The 18,182-nt window shown below is 35.2% G+C and carries 14 protein-coding genes; 9 read left to right on the top strand and 5 right to left on the bottom strand.

The window, feature by feature from the left end:
• Complete coding sequence (locus ACQY29_RS00720; protein ID WP_428223369.1) at positions 1-681, top strand: tetratricopeptide repeat protein; 681 nt, start codon at positions 1-3, stop codon at positions 679-681.
• Positions 682-729: 48 nt separating this feature from the next.
• Here the strand turns inward: ACQY29_RS00720 and ACQY29_RS00715 are convergent, their stop codons facing one another.
• Both ACQY29_RS00715 and ACQY29_RS00710 read right to left on the bottom strand, forming a co-directional pair.
• Positions 730-1,188: a GNAT family N-acetyltransferase gene (locus ACQY29_RS00715; protein ID WP_428223368.1), complete on the bottom strand. Its 459-nt coding sequence runs from the start codon at positions 1,186-1,188 to the stop codon at positions 730-732.
• Between the two features lie 93 nt (positions 1,189-1,281).
• Positions 1,282-7,767 carry an MG2 domain-containing protein gene (locus ACQY29_RS00710; protein WP_428223367.1) on the bottom strand — a complete coding sequence of 2,162 codons (6,486 nt, stop codon included), beginning with the start codon at positions 7,765-7,767 and terminating at the stop codon, positions 1,282-1,284.
• A 199-nt stretch (positions 7,768-7,966) separates the two neighbouring features.
• Between ACQY29_RS00710 and ACQY29_RS00705 the strand changes: the two genes are divergently transcribed.
• Together ACQY29_RS00705 and ACQY29_RS00700 are read left to right on the top strand one after the other, a co-directional pair.
• Positions 7,967-9,358, top strand: a complete 1,392-nt coding sequence (locus tag ACQY29_RS00705) for a UDP-N-acetylmuramate--L-alanine ligase (protein ID WP_428223366.1) — start codon at positions 7,967-7,969, stop codon at positions 9,356-9,358.
• 114 nt (positions 9,359-9,472) lie between these two features.
• Positions 9,473-9,781, top strand: coding sequence for a GIY-YIG nuclease family protein (locus ACQY29_RS00700; protein ID WP_428223365.1), 309 nt, complete (start codon positions 9,473-9,475; stop codon positions 9,779-9,781).
• Positions 9,782-9,935: 154 nt separating this feature from the next.
• On the opposite strand, the gene ACQY29_RS00695 is transcribed toward ACQY29_RS00700, so the two are convergent.
• The 3 genes from ACQY29_RS00695 to ACQY29_RS00685 form a co-directional block, all read right to left on the bottom strand.
• A complete protein-coding gene (locus ACQY29_RS00695; RefSeq protein ID WP_428223364.1) occupies positions 9,936-10,283 on the bottom strand; it encodes a DUF6686 family protein in 348 nt (115 codons plus the stop codon).
• A 2-nt stretch (positions 10,284-10,285) separates the two neighbouring features.
• Positions 10,286-11,398 (bottom strand): PepSY-associated TM helix domain-containing protein, encoded by a 1,113-nt coding sequence (locus ACQY29_RS00690; RefSeq protein WP_428223363.1) that lies wholly within the window; start codon positions 11,396-11,398, stop codon positions 10,286-10,288.
• Between the two features lie 88 nt (positions 11,399-11,486).
• Entirely contained in the window at positions 11,487-13,613 is a 2,127-nt protein-coding gene (locus ACQY29_RS00685) for a TonB-dependent siderophore receptor (RefSeq protein ID WP_428223362.1), read from the bottom strand.
• A gap of 147 nt (positions 13,614-13,760) precedes the next feature.
• Here ACQY29_RS00685 and radC point away from each other — a divergent pair, with 147 nt between their 5' ends.
• From radC to ACQY29_RS00655, 6 genes are read left to right on the top strand one after another with little or no spacing between them, the layout of a single operon-like run.
• Positions 13,761-14,444, top strand: a complete 684-nt coding sequence (gene radC, locus ACQY29_RS00680; protein WP_428223361.1) for a RadC family protein — start codon at positions 13,761-13,763, stop codon at positions 14,442-14,444.
• Entirely contained in the window at positions 14,445-15,074 is a 630-nt protein-coding gene (locus ACQY29_RS00675) for an ABC transporter ATP-binding protein (protein WP_428223360.1), read from the top strand.
• A complete protein-coding gene (locus ACQY29_RS00670; protein ID WP_428223359.1) occupies positions 15,071-16,270 on the top strand; it encodes an ABC transporter permease in 1,200 nt (399 codons plus the stop codon). Before ACQY29_RS00675 ends, ACQY29_RS00670 begins: the two co-directional genes overlap by 4 nt.
• Positions 16,263-16,742: a hypothetical protein gene (locus tag ACQY29_RS00665; RefSeq protein WP_428223358.1), complete on the top strand. Its 480-nt coding sequence runs from the start codon at positions 16,263-16,265 to the stop codon at positions 16,740-16,742. Before ACQY29_RS00670 ends, ACQY29_RS00665 begins: the two co-directional genes overlap by 8 nt.
• A 38-nt stretch (positions 16,743-16,780) precedes the next feature.
• Complete coding sequence (locus ACQY29_RS00660; RefSeq protein WP_428223357.1) at positions 16,781-17,470, top strand: YjjG family noncanonical pyrimidine nucleotidase; 690 nt, start codon at positions 16,781-16,783, stop codon at positions 17,468-17,470.
• Between the two features lies 1 nt (position 17,471).
• On the top strand, positions 17,472-18,179 hold the full coding sequence (locus ACQY29_RS00655) for a hypothetical protein (RefSeq protein ID WP_428223356.1): 708 nt from the start codon (positions 17,472-17,474) through the stop codon (positions 18,177-18,179).
• The last annotated feature ends 3 nt before the right edge of the window (positions 18,180-18,182 follow it).

Here is an 18,182-nt window from a genome sequence, read left to right as displayed (position 1 = left end):
ATGAAACACTTTTGGTTTTTAGTTTTTATAGCTCAAGTCTCTTTTGCTCAAACCACCTTTGAAAAAGGATTGAAGTATTTAGAGCAAAAAAAATATGCTTATGCTAAAAGTACTTTTGAATGGTTGATAAAGGAAAATCCTAAAAATATCGATGCCATTGACAAACTGGGTGAAGCTTGTTTTTTGATGCAGGAATGGGATGTGGCTGTCAAATGTGGAAAAAAATTAGTAACAGCCGACCCTCAAAATGCGGAATACTGGTTTAAGTATGGGGGGGCTTTGGGCATGAAAGCCAAGTCGGTCAATAAACTAAAAGCCCTTGGGATGATTGGGGATATTCGTGAGGCCTTTGAAACTTCCGCCCGTTTAGATAGTAAACACATCAATGTACGCTGGGCATTGGTACTATTTTATATGGAATTGCCCGCAATTGTTGGAGGGAGCGAAACGAAAGCTCAAAAATATGCCAACGAATTAATGCAATTGTCTAAAGTAGATGGGTGTTTAGCAAAAGGCTATATCGATGTGTATAATGGGGAATACGAAAAAGCTGAATTTTATTATAAAAAAGCTTACGAAATAGGACATTCGAAAACAACTTATGAAAAATTATACGAGCTGTATTTGAATAAAATGAAGAATAAAGAAAAAGCCCAAAAATTGAAAAACGACTTCTATTAAATAGTAAACCTAACAGAACTCCGTGAACTGTTAGGTTTTTTAAATTTCTTAACTCAGTTGAGTTGCTTTTTCTTTATAAGCTTCCCAATCCGTTTTTGTCATTTCAAATTTTATTTCATCCCCTTGCATGCCTACAGCGTTCCAATTGGATTTTCTATAAAAAGTTTCTGCTCGGGTTTCAGGAGTAGTACTCAGCCAAACTGTGGTTGTGGTTTGCTCAAAGTACCAATCGAGCATCATATCGTGAAGTTTTCGCCCGATGCCCTTTTGTTCATAATCAGGATGTAGAAATAATGCCCAAATGTTATTTTCCACTAAATCGGCTATAGCAAATCCTACTAGGGTTCCATCAATCTCACAAACCCAACCTTTACCTCGTTCAAACATATATTCCGCACAATCGTTGTCTGTTACTAAATTAGGGTCAGACAAAGTGTTTTCTTTTACGGAGTTTCGTACAAATTGAATTTGTGGAATATCTTCCCGTTTTACTTCTCTAAAAATCATGATAGTTCGTTTTGTAATCGTTTGTAAATGTAGTAAAATACAACATATTTAAACCTAACAGGTATTTAGGACCTGTTAGGTTTCTTAATTAACTTACTTTGTAATACTTATTTTTTGTGAGCTACTATGGGTACTAAATTCTGGAGCATACATGCTTTGCAGAGTGACGATACCATTATTGAACACACCTAAATTATTAACTCGTAGCTCGTATTCTAGTACATAAGTGCCTTGTTTGATATTGTCAAAAAAGAAATGAGTTGCCGTGTCTTTCGTACTCATATAATACCCTAAGCCTGAAGAATTTTTATAAGTTGAAATAACATCAATAGGTTCCATGCACGAAGCTCTCAAATCTTTTAGATGGACAAATTCTAAATCTGTATTGGAAGAGATTTCTAATCGGATGCTGACTTTGTCACCAACATTTAATGATGTTTCGTTTAATGAGATTAATCGTTCTCCATTCGCATCTTTTATTTTTTTATAAACCTCTTTTTTAATCTGTAGTGTAGTATTAGCGTTTGATTTTATATTTTCTAAATGTTCAAAATACTGCCAATATGCTCCGCCAAAATGAGGCAAGTCATTTTTATTTTCGATGGTAATCGTTGCTAGCTCTTTTGTTATTTCTTCGGGTTTCCATTGTAATTTAAAATACCCCGTAGCCGTTTCTGTGTTAGCAGAAGCTAATTTTTTGTTCAATAATTGTGTGTCGCCTATTGAAAAATTAGTCATATTTTTTTGTTCTACTACTTTGATTCCATTAGATAGTAAAGCATATACCGCTTCGGTGGTTGCCTTGGTTGTGCCCCAGTGTTCCCTTTGTTTTTGATGAATTAACCAAGCTTTTAAATTGTTTATTAGGATTGGGTCATGTTCTATTTCTGCAAAAGTTTCAATTAATAAAGCTTGATTTTCAATAGGAGCATCAAACCAATAATACCCTTTTTTATTTTCTATCCAATACATCCCTTTTTCAGCATCTTTAATAGCTGTTTCTTTTAAATGCGTCACAATTTTTTTAGCATACACACTATCGCCAAATCGTTTTGCTGAGAGAGCTAGCATGGCTTTTTGTCCCAAGCCTAAAGATAGCCAGTGAGTTCTGGTTTGTTGTATTTGGTATTGAATCGCTTTTTTCAACGAATCGTTTACAATAGGGTATTGCTTGGTATAAAAACTTCGACTGTATAAATATTGTAATTCAGTATTGGTAATCGGTCTTTTTTCCTTGCGTTGGGTTTGCGTATTGGCTATAAACTTTGTGTCGATAAATGGAATTCCTTTTTCGGTAATCGTATTTAAATCGTTCGATGGAAACATTTTATTCAAATGTCCAATACCACTAAGAATATGTTGGGTTACATAATAGTTTTCCTGACCGCCATCAAACCAAGCAAACCCTCCGCTATTTTTTTGTTTTTCTTCTAATTTTTTCAAAGCTGATGCGCTGTTTTCTTTCAATTTCTGTAAATCGAAAAGCGTCGCCACCCGTCTGTTTTTTTCTGTTTCATCAGCCTCTAAGAACCAAGGTGTTTCTCTTAAAACAATTGATTTTAATTCCTCATTCATTTCCAGTTTCGATTTTTTGTTAGGTTCCTTACGCCATTTATCAAAAACTTCGGCAATTTTGGGCTGGCTATCTATAATTTTTGATGCCAATGTATTGGCATAAAATCTAGCAAAAGTTTGCTCGGCACATTCATGTTCAAACTCTATTAAGTATGGCAATGACTGTATGGCTAACCAAGTAGGATTAGAAGTGTACTCAAAAGTAAATGATTGATTCTTTAAGGTTTTTGAGTCATTATTTTTTAAATTTTCAAAAACAAATTCTTTTTTAGTGTTTTCACGAACCCAAATAGGCAGAGCTTCGGTAACTAAAATTTTGTTACTCAACACGGGTAACATGTTTTCTTCACCATCGCTAAAGTTGCCCGATTTTGCAATTACCTTATATTGTAAACCTTGAATCCCTTCAGGAATAGTGATTTTCCATTCTAAAGCAATACTTTCTTTCGCTTTGCAGTTAAAGGTTTTAATGTTATTTGAGTTTAAACAAACTGCATCTATAGGATTTCCAGTTACGGCATCAAACAATTGTAAAACAGCATTTCCTGATTTTTCTTCAGAGGTTAAATTAACCACTTTGCTCGATAAAGTAATGGTATCTGTCTCTCTTACAAAACGAGGCATGTTAGGCATAACCATCACGTCTTTTTGCGAAATGATTTCCGTTTCAAAAGTACCAATGTTTGATTCTTTATCATGGCCTAATAAACGTAATTTCCATTCGGTTAATGATTCAGGAGTGGTAAAATTAAATGCAAATTTTCCTTTACTATCGGTTGTGATATGCGGATAAAAGAAAGCCGTTTCGTTAAAGTTGGTACGGGTTTTAACGTCACTCAATGCTTTCATCGCATTTTTAGTAGTGATAATAATAACACCGTTTGCGCCTTTTGAACCGTATAAAGCAGTTGCTTCTTTGTCTTTTAAAATGGTAATGCTAGTGATGTCATCTTGTGAAACTGCATCAACATTTAGATTGTCTCTGATTTCTCCATCGATTACCAATAAAGCTTTTTCATTTTCTTTTAGAGAACTAGAGCCTCTTATTACTACGCTTTCAACGTTTGTAACAGAATAGGCTAATGATTTTTTTACAACTCTTGATTCATTTTCTTCGTCTTCAAAAAGTTGTTTTCTATATTTCTTGAAATAACTCAAATCTTTATCATTTGAAGTGACAACAATAATATTAGGATTGTAAGCTCCTTCTTTCTTTGTAATCCCAAAAGCTGATACCACTACTTCACTTAGCTTTTTAGATTCATCTTGAAGTACAGTATTTATAACGTTTGAAGTTCCAACAGTTTTAGAAACATCACGCATGCCCAAAAAAGAAAATACTAATATTTCACCTTCCTTGACATTTATGGAATACGAACCGTCAAAACCTGTAGAAACTCCAATTTGTGTGTCTTTAACCACAACATTTACTCCGGGTAAAGGACCATTACTATCAGATGCTGTACCTGTGACAGTTTTTGTTCCTAAGCGTATAACTTGTTGTTGTGCTACGCTTTGTTCGTATTGTTTTTGGATGTAATTGTTTTTTGGATTAGTGAAACTAAAACCGAACCATTGGAATTGCGGAGCAAAGCTAATTTTATGATAATATATTTTTTTTCTTGTTCTGGATGCAAAATAAACATCTTCGGTATTGTAATTACTTACATTTGGGTAATCAGGTGATGCATAACTGTAAAAAGATGGTTTCTTCCAGTTTTCTTTAGCAAATAAATCCAAAGAAGTATCGTACATAGAGGCTAATACTTCGGTTTCTAGTTTGTTGTCGGTTAGTTTAAACGACCAGTTTTCTTTACTTCCAGGTTCAATTTTGCTTCTAAATGCAACCACTTCAAAATCAAATTTTCTGGTTTTGGCTTCTTTGGCTAAAGTCACATTTTGAGCATAGCCCATGTTTTCCCATTGGGTTGAGAAAAAGAAACTATAATCGTATTTAGGGTTTTTTAATTTGTCGAAACTAACCATCCCTTTTCCATTTTTTATCAACGTAATTTTTTCTTCAACTATATTTTTTCCGCAATAAAAGCGTGTGGTTATGTATAAGTCAGGAATACTAGTGTTGATTTCTAAATGAATTTGTTTATCATCGTCGTAGTTGATTCTTTTGTATACAAATAATCTTTCTTCAGTAGATGGATTAAGTTTAGACTTAATTTCAAAATGATTTTCTTCCTTTACGGGAGTTCCTTTAGTGTCTACAAGAGAAGTTACGGTTTTATAGTAGCCTTTTGTTAATTTAGGCAATACTATATCATTTCCGTTTTTGGTGTCAAAAACTAGAGAGTCTATCAAGGTTAATCCATTTAGAGTATCATCTTTATAGGGTTCATGCGGAAATAACTTTTTGAATGTGTCTTCCGAAATATTTTGGATTTCAGGCGTTTGAAAAGCTCTAGGTTTTAAATGGTAATTTCTTTCTTTTTTATAGATGGCAATTTTACCTTGGTAAGGAATAGGATGTTCATCAAGATTAGTAATTTCAACATTAAAATTGTTTTGGTCTTCTTCAAAGGCGTTATATAAATTTTTGGTTTTAATTTTTAAGGTGTTTGGATATACAACTATCGAGTGACTTTTACTACGCGTTTCTCCATTGGTATCGGTGACATCGATAGCGATGGTAAACGACATGTCTCTTAGTAAATCATCTTTAACATCATTTACCGTAAAATGTAAAGGGATGCTAAAAGTACCCTCAGTATCTGTGGTGATTTCTTTTTGAATATAATTTTTGTCATTTGATGATTTGTAATCGTTAGTATAATAACTACGGGTAATGCTATATTTTACTGTTGCATGAGTCAAATTGCTTCCTGCTAAAGTTTTAGCATATCCAGTTAATACTACTGAATCACCCAAGCGGTAGGCTTCTTTTAGTTTGTCTATCGTGATTTCAAAGGTAGGACGTTTGTATTCTTCTACTTTGAATTCAAAATTATTGTTTTCAAAATCTACATTTTCCCAAAAAGCGTGTTCTTCTTCTTTTTTGTTGTAATATTTTTTGTCTTGTGCCAAGAATTTTTCTTCGGGTTCCTCAATTTCAATAGAAAATTCCCCAGTCATACAGTTTTTAGGAATATCAAATTCCCCAGAAAAGGAACCAAATTCATTGGTTTGTAAATCAAATTCTTTTATCGTTTCATTAGAGGCATCGTCGACGGTAAGGTGTACAGTCACAAAAGGGACGACACTTTTTTTGTTGTTTTTGTCTTGAAATACAATCCCTTTGAAATAAACCTTTTGTCCAGGACGATAAATAGCACGGTCTAAATACAACATGGCTTTTGCCTTGAAATCTTCATCTTCGTCGTCCTTGCTGTCGTATTTTAATGGAACACTGTAATTAAAAGCGATGCTGTCTTTTTCGTGTACGAGATAAGTTTCTAGGGTGTTTTTGGAATCTTTAGATTCTTTTGGATAACTGATTTTACCCAGGGCATCAGCTTTAATTTTCTTTTCTTTATTGACAAGATAGGCATCGGTCAAAGGTTTGCCTATTTTTCTATCCAATAAATAATATAAATCGTGTGAATCATTTTCGTCGTCCACATAAGTTATATTAGTCACTTGATAAAAACTGTAATTTTTATCCAATTGGGTATTTGCTTCTTTATCGGTATCTTCAAAAGAAATGATATAATACCCTAAAGGTAGTTTGTTCATCAAAATTTCAGTCGAATATTGATAGTGATTTTTAGGATTTCCAAGGGATTTTACCGTTTCTAAAAAAGGTTTTTTGTTCTGAATGTGTTTTTCAATTTCAAGTTCTCGGTCTTTGTAATTATTGAAAAGTCTCAGATAATCTTTTACAGAAAGTTTGTAGTAATTAACTTTTAGTTGGTCAATGTTTTTAAAATCAATGTGGGCACGTGTGTTTTCTCCTTCATAATTTACTCGGTTGAGTTGAATATGAAGAAATTTATTTAAAATGTTTTCTTTTTCTAATTGCGCTTCGGCGGTAGTATATTCATTAGGATTTGATTTTATGATTTCATTTAATTGCGCAACAACTTCTTTTAAGGCATTTGGATTATCATTTTTGTTGCTTAGCGTAGCTATACGTTTCACTCTTTTAAGATACAATTCGTTGCGAAGCGTTTGGTTTTTGGTTTCCTTTTCTAAAGCATCTAATGTTGGGAATAGTAAATGAGGCATGTGAAACAAACCATCGATGATTTCCAGACGTTTGTAATAAGATGCATCAATAGACGCAGGATTGTTTTTCAATTCAAAATCTTCTTTGGATTGAAGTATGTTTAAAAAGTTTTGAAACGAAGTCGTATAGGTGTTGTCTTTTACAGTAACAAATAGGTTGGTTTGGGAATATAATTTTTCAATTTGTTCAGCGGTAAAAGGCAAATCCTTTCTGTAAGTATAGTGAGAAAGACGTTGGCTGTATTCTTTGGTGATTTCATTACATAAGAGTTCATATAACGTATAGTTTTTGCCATCTACATAGGCTGGGATTTCAAGGATTTCGCGGTAATTGTTTATGGGTGTTTGATGGAGTAATTCTTTGTTCGCAAAAACCTCAGTAAAGGTCTTGTTGATTTCATTGGTGAAATTTTCTAACGACCAAGTAGCAATCTCAGGCGATAAAACACCTTGAACAGTGGAGATTTTTTGAATGTTGTAATAATGATATGAAGAAAAATCCATTAAAATTTTACCATACACATAGTTTAGTATGGCCTTAGCTACAGGTTTTGCCGTCGCAATTTCTTCCCGCAATTGTTTGATAATAGTGACTTGCGATTTTTCATCAAAAGTTTGTCGAAATTTTGAAATATAAAAGAAACACTTTATGAGTTGTACTTCATCATTCTGTTTTTTAGCAATTGTATAAATGTTTTGTACTTTTTTGGAAGCACTTTCAGTCTTTCCATCCAGTTCATCCTGTATGGTTTCGCTCCAAAGTGTTTTGTAATCTTGTGAAAAAGCAATCGTGCTACATAATAAAAGGAAAATTTTGAAATACTTCATGATTTGGTTTGTTTCTTATATAGAGGCTTAAAATGCGGAAATGGTTGGGAGGGATAGTAATTTTTTTCAAAGATAATTTAATCATAAAATTTTTTTGAAAAACATTATAACTTATATTTGAACAAGCTTAAAAAATAGTAAACAAATCCTCCCAAACCCTTCTAAGGAAGGGCTTGATAGAGGATATTAAAATATAGAAATGAATACAAATCAAAACGTTCCCCCTTCGGGTGCTAGGGGGCTACACTTCATAGCCATAGGCGGTTCAGCCATGCACAATTTAGCATTAGCCTTACATAATAAAGGATACAAAGTAACAGGTAGCGACGATGCTATTTTTGAACCCTCAAAATCGCGTTTAGAAGCTAAAGGACTTTTGCCAGCGGAATTGGGATGGTTTCCTGAAAAAATTAGCACAGATATTGAAGCAGTCATTTTAGGAATGCACGCCAAAGCTGATAATCCAGAATTGCTAAAAGCACAAGAATTAGGATTGAAAATTTATTCCTACCCTGAGTTTTTATACGAACAATCGAAAAATAAAACACGCGTAGTGATAGGCGGAAGCCACGGTAAAACGACTATCACTTCCATGATTTTGCACGTGATGCATTATCATAACATCAAGGTGGACTATATGGTGGGAGCTTTGTTAGAAGGTTTTGATACCATGGTGCATTTGACAGAAGAGAATGAGTTTATCGTTTTAGAAGGTGATGAATATTTAACTTCTCCAATTGATTTGCGACCTAAATTTCATTTATACAATCCAAATATTGCATTGATTTCTGGAATTGCGTGGGACCATATTAATGTGTTTCCAACCTATGAAAACTATGTGGAGCAATTTGAGATTTTCATTCAGAAAATTACCAATGGAGGTATTTTGATATACAATGAAAACGATGCTGAGGTAAAACGTGTATCGGAAAATGCCGACAATCCTATTCGTAAAATTCCATATTTCACCCCAGAATATGCGGTAGAAAATGGAGTGACGTTATTAGAAACCCCTGAAGGACCTATGCCAATTGAAGTTTTTGGCGAGCATAACCTGAATAATCTGGCAGGAGCCAAATGGGTGTGTCAATGTATGGGGGTAGATGAAGCCGAATTTTATGAAGCCATTGCATCGTTTAAAGGAGCCTCAAAACGTTTAGAAAAAATAGCTGAAAGCTCAAACAAAGTAGCCTACAAAGATTTTGCGCATTCACCTAGTAAAGTGTCAGCAACGACCAAAGCGGTAAAAGCACAATATCCCGATAGAAAATTAGTCGCTTGTTTAGAATTGCATACTTATAGTAGTTTAAATGCCGAATTCCTAAAACAATATGAAGGCGCACTCGATGCTGCCGATGTTGCCGTAGTATTTTATTCACCCGATGCGGTAAAAATTAAAAAGCTAGAAGAAGTAACCTATGATCAAATCGCACAATCATTCAAACGTGATGATTTAGTGATTTACACCAATCCAAGTGAATTTAAAGAATATCTGTTCAGTCAAAACCTTGATAATTCAGCCTTATTATTAATGAGTTCTGGTAATTATGGTGGTTTGGATTTTGAAGAAGTGAAAGGGTTGATAGGGTAGTTTATTACGTTACGTCATTGCGAGGCACGAAGCAATCTCTACCAGCTGAGGCAAGATGAAGTAATCTCTTCCTTGCTAAAGTACATTGAAGCAATCTAATAAACAAATTAAACGATGAAGCCTGGCTTTATTTACATTATTACAAACAAAAATAATACAACCTTGTACGTTGGGGTTACCTCAAATTTACCCCAACGTATTTTAGAACATAAAGAGAAACGTTATCCAAATTCCTTTTCAGCTCGGTACAATCTCAATAAGTTGGTTTATTACGAATCTTTTCAAATGATAGGCGATGCCATTGGCAGAGAAAAACAAATCAAAGCAGGTTCACGACAAGATAAAATTGATTTAATTTTGAGCATAAACCCTGAATGGAAAGATTTGTATGAGGAAATACTTGGTATCATGAGTGTTTATTAATTGCGAGGAGGCACGACGAAGCAATCTCCAAGTAGTGAAGTGTAATGAAATGCCCTCATGCGTTTTTACTGACTATGTCACCAATGGTCACAATGATAATTATTTCGTCGTATCTCCTGGTAATGTCCTTGTGTTGAAGTGGAACTACTTATTCCTAATTCCAATTAAAAGCTAACATTTCATCTATCAAAAAATTATGTATATCACTTTTTGATATGTTAATCAGTAATTGCAATTCAAACAGTTCCACTCGGTTTATCATGATGATAAAATTATCTTGGGTCGTGGGAATTGGAATTTTCTTTTCATACACAGAATTTTCATATTCTTTTTCCCAATAGTCAGGTTTAATGCGACTTAAATATTTCTTTAGCGCTCTTAATTCGCAGTTTGTAAGACTAAAGTTCAAATTGTTGTAGGTCAATTGGTATTTATTGCATCCGTTTAGATGTATCAACATACCTTTGTTTGTTTTGTTTAGGATTGAGAAGTTGCAGCACATAGTTATTTGTTTTTGCGTCCCCACCAAATCAAGAATCCTGTTACAGGAAGTGAAGCGATGAGAAGACTGATTAAAAATGCAAATGTTTTTCCAGCTAATCCTGCAATTGCACCCGTGTGGATATCATAATTCATACGCAATAGTTTATCGGAGTTATCTGCTTTTGCAAATCTTCCCCACACAAGGTCTACACTTTTTTCTTCAAGAGTATATTGGTCAAAATAGCGATAATCAGTTTTCCAATACGTTTCTTTCTCTGAATTAGCATTACAGGCAATAGAAGTACTGTCTGTTTCTGGAGGATGAATCTCAATGGATTTAGCTGACTGATATTCCACTTTCATTATGTAAAACGCCTTGTCAATTGAAGGAATACTATCTATAGTTTTTTGTTTTGACGATACTGGGTCGACATATAATACTGATTTTTCTCCACCAATGGCTTTATAATATAAATATCCAAACCATGGAAACCCCCAAGCCAATCCTGTGATGATGAATATTAATGCGAGTAGCGAAACGTAAAAACCGATGATGCTATGTAGGTCAAAATTTTTTCGTTTCCATTTTATATCTTCTTTCCAGCGAAACCAAACTCTTTTTTTAAGTTCTTTTTTTCTTTTAGGATACCACAAAACGAGCCCTGTAATAACCAAAAATAAGAACAGCAAAGTTGCTGTAGCTGCCACGATTTGCCCTAAAGCTTGTGGAAGCCATAAATACATGTGTCCTTGAAAAATGAAATGAAAAAAACCTTCTTCTTCATTTTTTATATGCAATACTTTACCACTATAAGGATTTAAGGAAACGATATAATGATATTTAGGTGCTGCATTATAAAGAATAACTTCTGCGGGCTCAGTAGCTTCATGATATTGAATAGCATGTACTTTCTTATTAGGGATTTCCTTTTCGACTATAGATTTTAATTTACTAGGGGGGAGTAATTTTTTTTCTTTAGAATCAATCAAATGCTGTTCTTTACATACCGCTTCAATTTCATTTTTAAAAGCATATAAGGCACCTGTAAGAGCGACTATAAAAACGATTAGCCCTGAAGTTAAGCCTAACCACAGGTGAATTTTTCTGAATTTACCTTTAATTGTATTTTTCATTTCAGATATATTTAGGGGCTTTTCAAACCTTTATAGCTAATGGATGAAATCAAAATTTGTTTAGTTGTTTTTCAAAGCCCCTTTGAGTTTAGAATTTATAGCTTACTGTTGCTTTCCAGTTTCTACCAGGCTCACTTTGCCAGTAGGCAATAGCACCCGCACCAGAATCGGGTAAGAATCCTCCAGAGTACAAATAACGATTGAGAAGGTTATTTGCATTTACAGCGATGTTAAATCCTTTGTATTTCCAGTTGATGCCACCATCAAGTCTGAAATAATCAGGCAAAATACTTTTGTTGTCTGTCCCCCAATTAGATGTTGAACGGTCTACTAAGTACTGGTAGCCTAGAGTTACTCCAAAACCTTTGAACATAGTGTTGTCCTTGAAATTATAATTCAACCAGCCATTAGTAGTATGTTTTGAATAGCCTTCTACCTTTTTGCCTACATTAAGTGGATTAGTATCTGCAACTACTTTTGCCTCTGTAAATGCATAATTAAAAACTACATTCAGTTGCGGTGTTAGTTGCCCTTGTGTGTCAAATTCTATTCCTTTTGATTCAATTTCGCCCACTTGTATTTTGAAATTAATATCTGTCGGGTCGCTTACCAGCACATTTTCTTTATTTATTTTATAAGCAGATAGAGTAGTTTTTAATTTATCATTAAAGAACGATTTTTTAAGACCCGCTTCTATGTTTTTAGAAGTCTCAGGGTCAAAGGTTTTATTTTCTTTGCTCATCCCATAATTTGGATTTATTGAATTGTCATATTGCGCATAGGCGGTAAAATGGTTTGTAATATCAAAACTCAATCCCAAACGAGGGGTGATTTTTTTTATGGTTGAATTTTGCTTGTAATCATCATTTGTTTTTCCATTAAAATAACGCCCTGCAAGGGTCAATCGTAGCCTGTTGTGGAGTGTCCATAGCTCATCTTGAGCAAACATGGAAGCATATTCTGTTCCGCTCCCTACGTTAGCAAGACCATGACTTCTGTCCAAAACTGGAAATACAGCATTCCCGTACACAGGATTTGACACGTTGAATGGAACGATATCATACGGAAGCGCATTTGACCAATCATATCGACTATCTAATCTTTTGTAATCAATTCCACCTAACAATTTATGAGTAATTCCCCAAAAACTTACTTCTCCGTTCAGGTATAATTGTGCTATTTTATTAATTGCTTTGGTATCAAAATTATGCAAATAGCGTTGAGTCAACCCAAGCGGATGCATACCATATACCCAGGTAGTATGCCCCAGTTGCTTGTATTGCATAATCATGTATTGCGTGTGTAACGACCATTTGCTGTTGAATTTATGATTAAAATCTATAAATAAATTCACTTCCTCCAAATTAGAAGTAGGGTACCCTTTGTCAATATGTGAAATGTCGCGAGGCAAACTCCCTAAACCATTTTGTAAAGGAGCAAAAACATAAGATGCACTCAACATTTGTTTTGCTTTTTGATAGGTAAACTCGGTTGTTAATGAAGTCTTGTCAGAAAACTCATATTTGAAAGATGGCACTATACTGTATCGGCTGTTTTTTTCAAAATGTCGCTGCGTTTCATTGCTTTGATACATGGCGTTAAAACGGTATTGAAATTTACCATCAGGGCTTAAGACACCTCCAGTATCTAAGCTTCCTCTATAAAAATTGAAACTACCAGTCGTAAAACTCACCTCGTTTATATTTCTTTTAGTAGGTTTTTTTGTTACTACATTATATATCCCACTTGGAGCTCCCACGGCCGTCATAAAGCCCGCAGGTCCTTTGATAAACTCTATATTCTCCACCATCGATAGGTCGGTAGCTAATGGACCATAGCCAATATCAATGTTCATTCCATTTCTAAAAGAAGGCAGTTTGAACCCACGCATATAAATATTAGCATAATTGCCAAAATGTTCATTCATCTGTGCGCCACTAACATTTCGAGTAACATTATCCATCATGTTCGTAATATTTTGGCTTTTCAGGAGTTCAGCCGTGACTACTTGAATGTTTTGGGGGAGTTTAGCAATTTCGGTTTTTAGTCTCAAACTACTAGAAACATTTTTGGAGGCAAACTTGTTAGCTGTTCCATTTATCGCAATTTCTTTTAGACTGTTAATAGAATCTTTTTTGGATTGATTCTTTTTCTGAGCTTGTACCGTTGTCATTCCTAAGAAGCAAAGCAAAGCCACATGTACTGCTTTATTCATTTATTTAGATTTAATAAAAATAACGGTACGAAATTATAAGGTTTTTCTTGATTTGCAAAATTTATTTAGAATAAATAAAAATAAAAATGATTCTTGATGTTCTTGAAATTTATTTTGTAATTTTAAATAATTAAAAGCCAGTCAATTATGTTTATGCCAATCAACCAGTGGGCCGAGGATGACCGCCCACGTGAAAAATTCCTGTTAAAGGGCAAAGTCGCCCTTTCTGATGCCGAACTTTTAGCCATTCTTATCGGCTCGGGCTCTCGAAATGAAAGTGCCGTTCAATTGTGCCAACGCATTCTTGGTTCGGTGCATAACAATCTCAATCAATTAGGGAAACTATCAGTTCAGCAACTCACGCAGTTTAAAGGTGTGGGTACGGCAAAAGCCTTAACCATAGCCTCAGCGCTGGAGTTAGGTCGCCGACGCCGAGAGGAAGCACAGGAAGAACAACCCAAAATAACCACCAGCGCTGAGGTTTTTCACCTCATGCATCCGCTCATGGGGGAGTTGCCTCATGAGGAATTTTGGGTTATTCTATTGAATAATTCCAATAAAGTAATTTATAAAAGTCAGGTGAGCAAAGGCGGTATTACAGGAACCATTGTAGATACGCGCTTGGTGTTTAAACTCGCCTTCGAGCATTTTGCCACCGGAATTATCCTCCTGCACAACCATCCGTCTGGGAAATTGCAACCCAGTGATGCCGATGTGCAATTGACCAAAAAGTTTGTCGAGGCGGGAAAACATTTGGATATTTTAATCCTCGACCATTTGATACTCACCGAAAAGACGTACTTTAGCTTTGCCGATGAAAATCTGTTATAAATGATACACGTACAGGAATTACAATATACGTATCCCAATCAAAAAACCATTACGTTTCCTAATTTTAGCTGTGAGGCCTCGCAAGTCATGTTGGTTACTGGGCAATCGGGGGTGGGCAAAACCACCTTGTTGCACCTACTGTCGGGCTTGTTAGTGGCCGAAAGTGGTCAGATTAGAATAGACGCTACCGAGATAACTCAATTAAGCCCTAAGCAAATGGATGCTTACCGTGGACAACACATAGGAGTGGTGTTGCAACAAAATTATTTTATAGAAGCCTTAACCGTTCTGGAAAATCTAGAGATGGGAGGGTATATGGCAACTTCACACAAGCAAACGCAAAAGGCAAAGGCGTTATTGACGGATTTAGGTTTAGCATCGCAAGAACATAAATACCCGCATCAATTGAGTGTTGGACAACAACAACGCTTGAGTATTGCGCGGGCGTTTATGAACAGTCCTAAAGTGGTGCTGGCCGATGAACCTACTTCCAGTTTAGATGACGACAATGCGTTTATTGTTGCGGATATGCTGGCGCATATTGCTAAAAATCATCAAACAGCATTGATTGTAGTTACTCACGACTCGCGATTGAAACAGCGTTTTAACCATCAAATTGCCTTAGTATGATAGTCAAATTAGCTTGGAGAAACATCGTTTACAAACCCCTCAACACGGCTTTGAGTGTTATTTTGTTGGCTACCAGTGTGGGGATTATCACCTTGTTAGTATTGTTACAAAAACAGTTTGAAGAACAGTTTACGAATAATGCCGATGGAGTCGATTTGGTTTTAGGAGCTCAAGGGAGTCCGTTACAGTTGGTTTTGTCCTCGGTGTATCAAGTGGATGCGCCTACGGGAAATATAGACAATGATTCGGCTCAGGTTTGGATGCGTCACCCTTTTGTGCAAAAAGCCATTCCGCTGGCTTATGGCGATAATTATTTAGGGTACAAAATGGTGGGTACCACAAGGGATTATTTGGATAAATTTCAAGCCCAGGTGGTCAGAGGAAAAATGTTTGCGCAATCCTTAGAAGTGGTTTTAGGGCACAATGTGGCTCAAAAAAGTCAATTGCAGGTAGGGCAGACGTTTTACAGTATTCATGGGGAGGCTAAAGAAGGAGAAAAACACGAATCGCAACCGTATAAAGTGGCGGGGGTTTTAGCGCCTACGGGTAAGCTTATTGATAATTTAATTGTTTCGAATATAGCAAGTGTTTGGGCGGTGCATGAAACGCACGGAACGGATGAAGCACACGAACACGAACACGAATCGCCTAAAGAAATTACTGCGGTATTGCTTAAATTTCGCAACAAAATGGCGATAATGATGTGGCCTCGTGTGATTGCCCAAAATACCAAAATGCAAGCCGTTTCGCCCGCTATCGAAATCAACCGACTGTTTACGCTTTTTGGGGTGGGCATAGAAAGTTTGACTTATTTGGCACTGGGTATCATGTTGATTTCGGGGATTAGTATTTTTATTGCGCTGTACAATCGATTGAAGGAGCGTAAGTATGAATTTGCCTTATTGCGTTTGCAAGGAGCGTCCCGCTTTCAAATCATGAGTTTAGTACTGTTAGAGAGTTTGATTTTGTGTGTGCTAGGTTTTTGTTTTGGAACGATAATTGGTAGATTTGCGCTGATATGGATTTCTAAGCTGGCTCAAGATGATTTTAAAATTGGTTTTAATCCGTATGAAATCATTTGGGACAAAGAAATTTGGATTTTGGTAGCTACTTTGGCTATCGGAATGGTTTCGGCAGTATTGCCAGCGGTGAAAGCTTATCAGATGAATATTTCAAAAATTTTAGCTAATGCGTAAATATATACTAGTGTTTTTAGGACTTGCCCTAGGTTTGGTAAGTTTTCAGAAGAAAGAAGATTCCTTTCATACATCGATAACGACTAACAAGGTTACGAACGATACGTTGACCTGGAAAAAATTAGGGTACATTAAGTTTGTTAAAAAACAGCATAAGGATTATGGCATGGTGGATTATCCCGTTATTAGTCCTGAGATTAAAATGCGGAACAACAAGCGTGTGTTCTTGTCGGGGTTTATCGTGCCTATTGATAATGTCAATTATGCTATTAGTAAAAACGTGTTTGCCTCTTGTTTCTTTTGTGGAAAAGCAGGACCCGAAACCATTGCGGGTTTAAAATTCCGTGGGGGTAAAATGAAATTGCGCACCGACCAATACGTTACTTTGTCTGGGGTTTTAAAAATCAATGAAACCGATGTGGATAACTGGATGTATAATTTGGAAGATGTGGTTATTGTTAAAGGGAATTAGATAACTTGTTATTGATTGTTTAATTTAGAATTGGAATTTTGAAATTTAGCACAATTAAACATGTTTTTTTCGACCTAGACCATACCTTATGGGATTTTGATAGAAATTCGAAACAGGCTTTTGAAATAATTTTAAATCCGTTGTTTCCTCAATTAGATATAGAGGTCTTTGTGTCGGTTTATAATCCCATCAATCAAGCGTGTTGGAAGTTGTATCAGGTTGATAAGCTTACCCACGAAGAACTGCGTTACAAGCGGTTGAAAGATTCCTTTGAAGTCTTACAAATTCCTATTACCGATGCGCAAATTTACCAACTTTCGGATGCTTATATTGCTCATTTGCCTACGAGCAATCATTTGATGGACGGCTGTGTGGAAGCGTTGGAATATTTGCATCAAAAATACAGCTTGCATATTATTACTAATGGTTTTGCTGAGGTACAATTTAAGAAATTGCATCGTTCAGGGATAGCGCATTTTTTTGACACAGTTACCCATTCGGAAATGGCAGGTGTGAAAAAGCCTCATCCAGCGATTTATGAAATGGCATTAAAGCAAGCTGGAGCGGGTAAGGAAGAAAGTATTATGATAGGCGATTGCCTACAAGCGGATGTGCAAGGAGCTATGGATTTTGGTATTGAGGCTTTGTTTTTTAATCCTGAAAATATGGTTGTAGCTTCAGAAATCAAACAAATTAATAACTTAGTAACTTTAAAAAACATATTGTAATATGAAAAAAATAGTTTTATTACTACTAACCGTAATTTCTTTTCAAGGGTTTGCGCAATCCTTGAACGATTATAAAACGGTACTAATTCCTGCAAAGTTTTCTTTTCAAAAAGAGGAGAATCAATATCGCATCAACGCAACTGTTAAAATGTATTTAAAGCAAAAAGGATTTGATGCTTATTTGTCTTCAGATAAATTACCAGAAGGTTTTATGGAATATAATTGTAATAAATTGTATGTAAACGCTATTACGGAAGGGAATATGTTTTCAACAAGAATTAAATTTGAATTCAAAGATTGTAAAGGGAATGTGTTGTTTACAACTGATTTGGGTGAGAGTCGTGAAAAAGAGTACGCAACTGCTTATAATTTAGCGACCATAGAGGCTATAAAGACATTTGATAAAGCTAACTACAAATACAATGGGCGTGATTTTGATGAAGAGATTATTCAGGCTAAATTAAAAGAAATGAATAGGGAAGTAGTTACAGAAACTAAAGTAGTTACCGAAAAAACGGAATTGTTTTATAAAGTGACGGATAAATTGTCAGGAGAAAATATGATCTTGTATAAAACTTCTAATCCTTCAGTTTTCTTGACTACATTTAAAAATAGAAGTGGTATGGTTGTACGTAAAGATACCACTTGGTTTTTCGAATTTATTGATGGAGAAAAAGTGAGTGCTGAAAAAATTGATGTAAATTTTTAATTG

This window comes from Flavobacterium sp. (genome assembly GCF_965262375.1).
Classification (GTDB): Bacteria; Bacteroidota; Bacteroidia; order Flavobacteriales; family Flavobacteriaceae; genus Flavobacterium.
The sequence above is the reverse complement of the archived record's forward strand: the minus strand, read 5'-3'. Positions and strand labels throughout refer to the sequence as shown.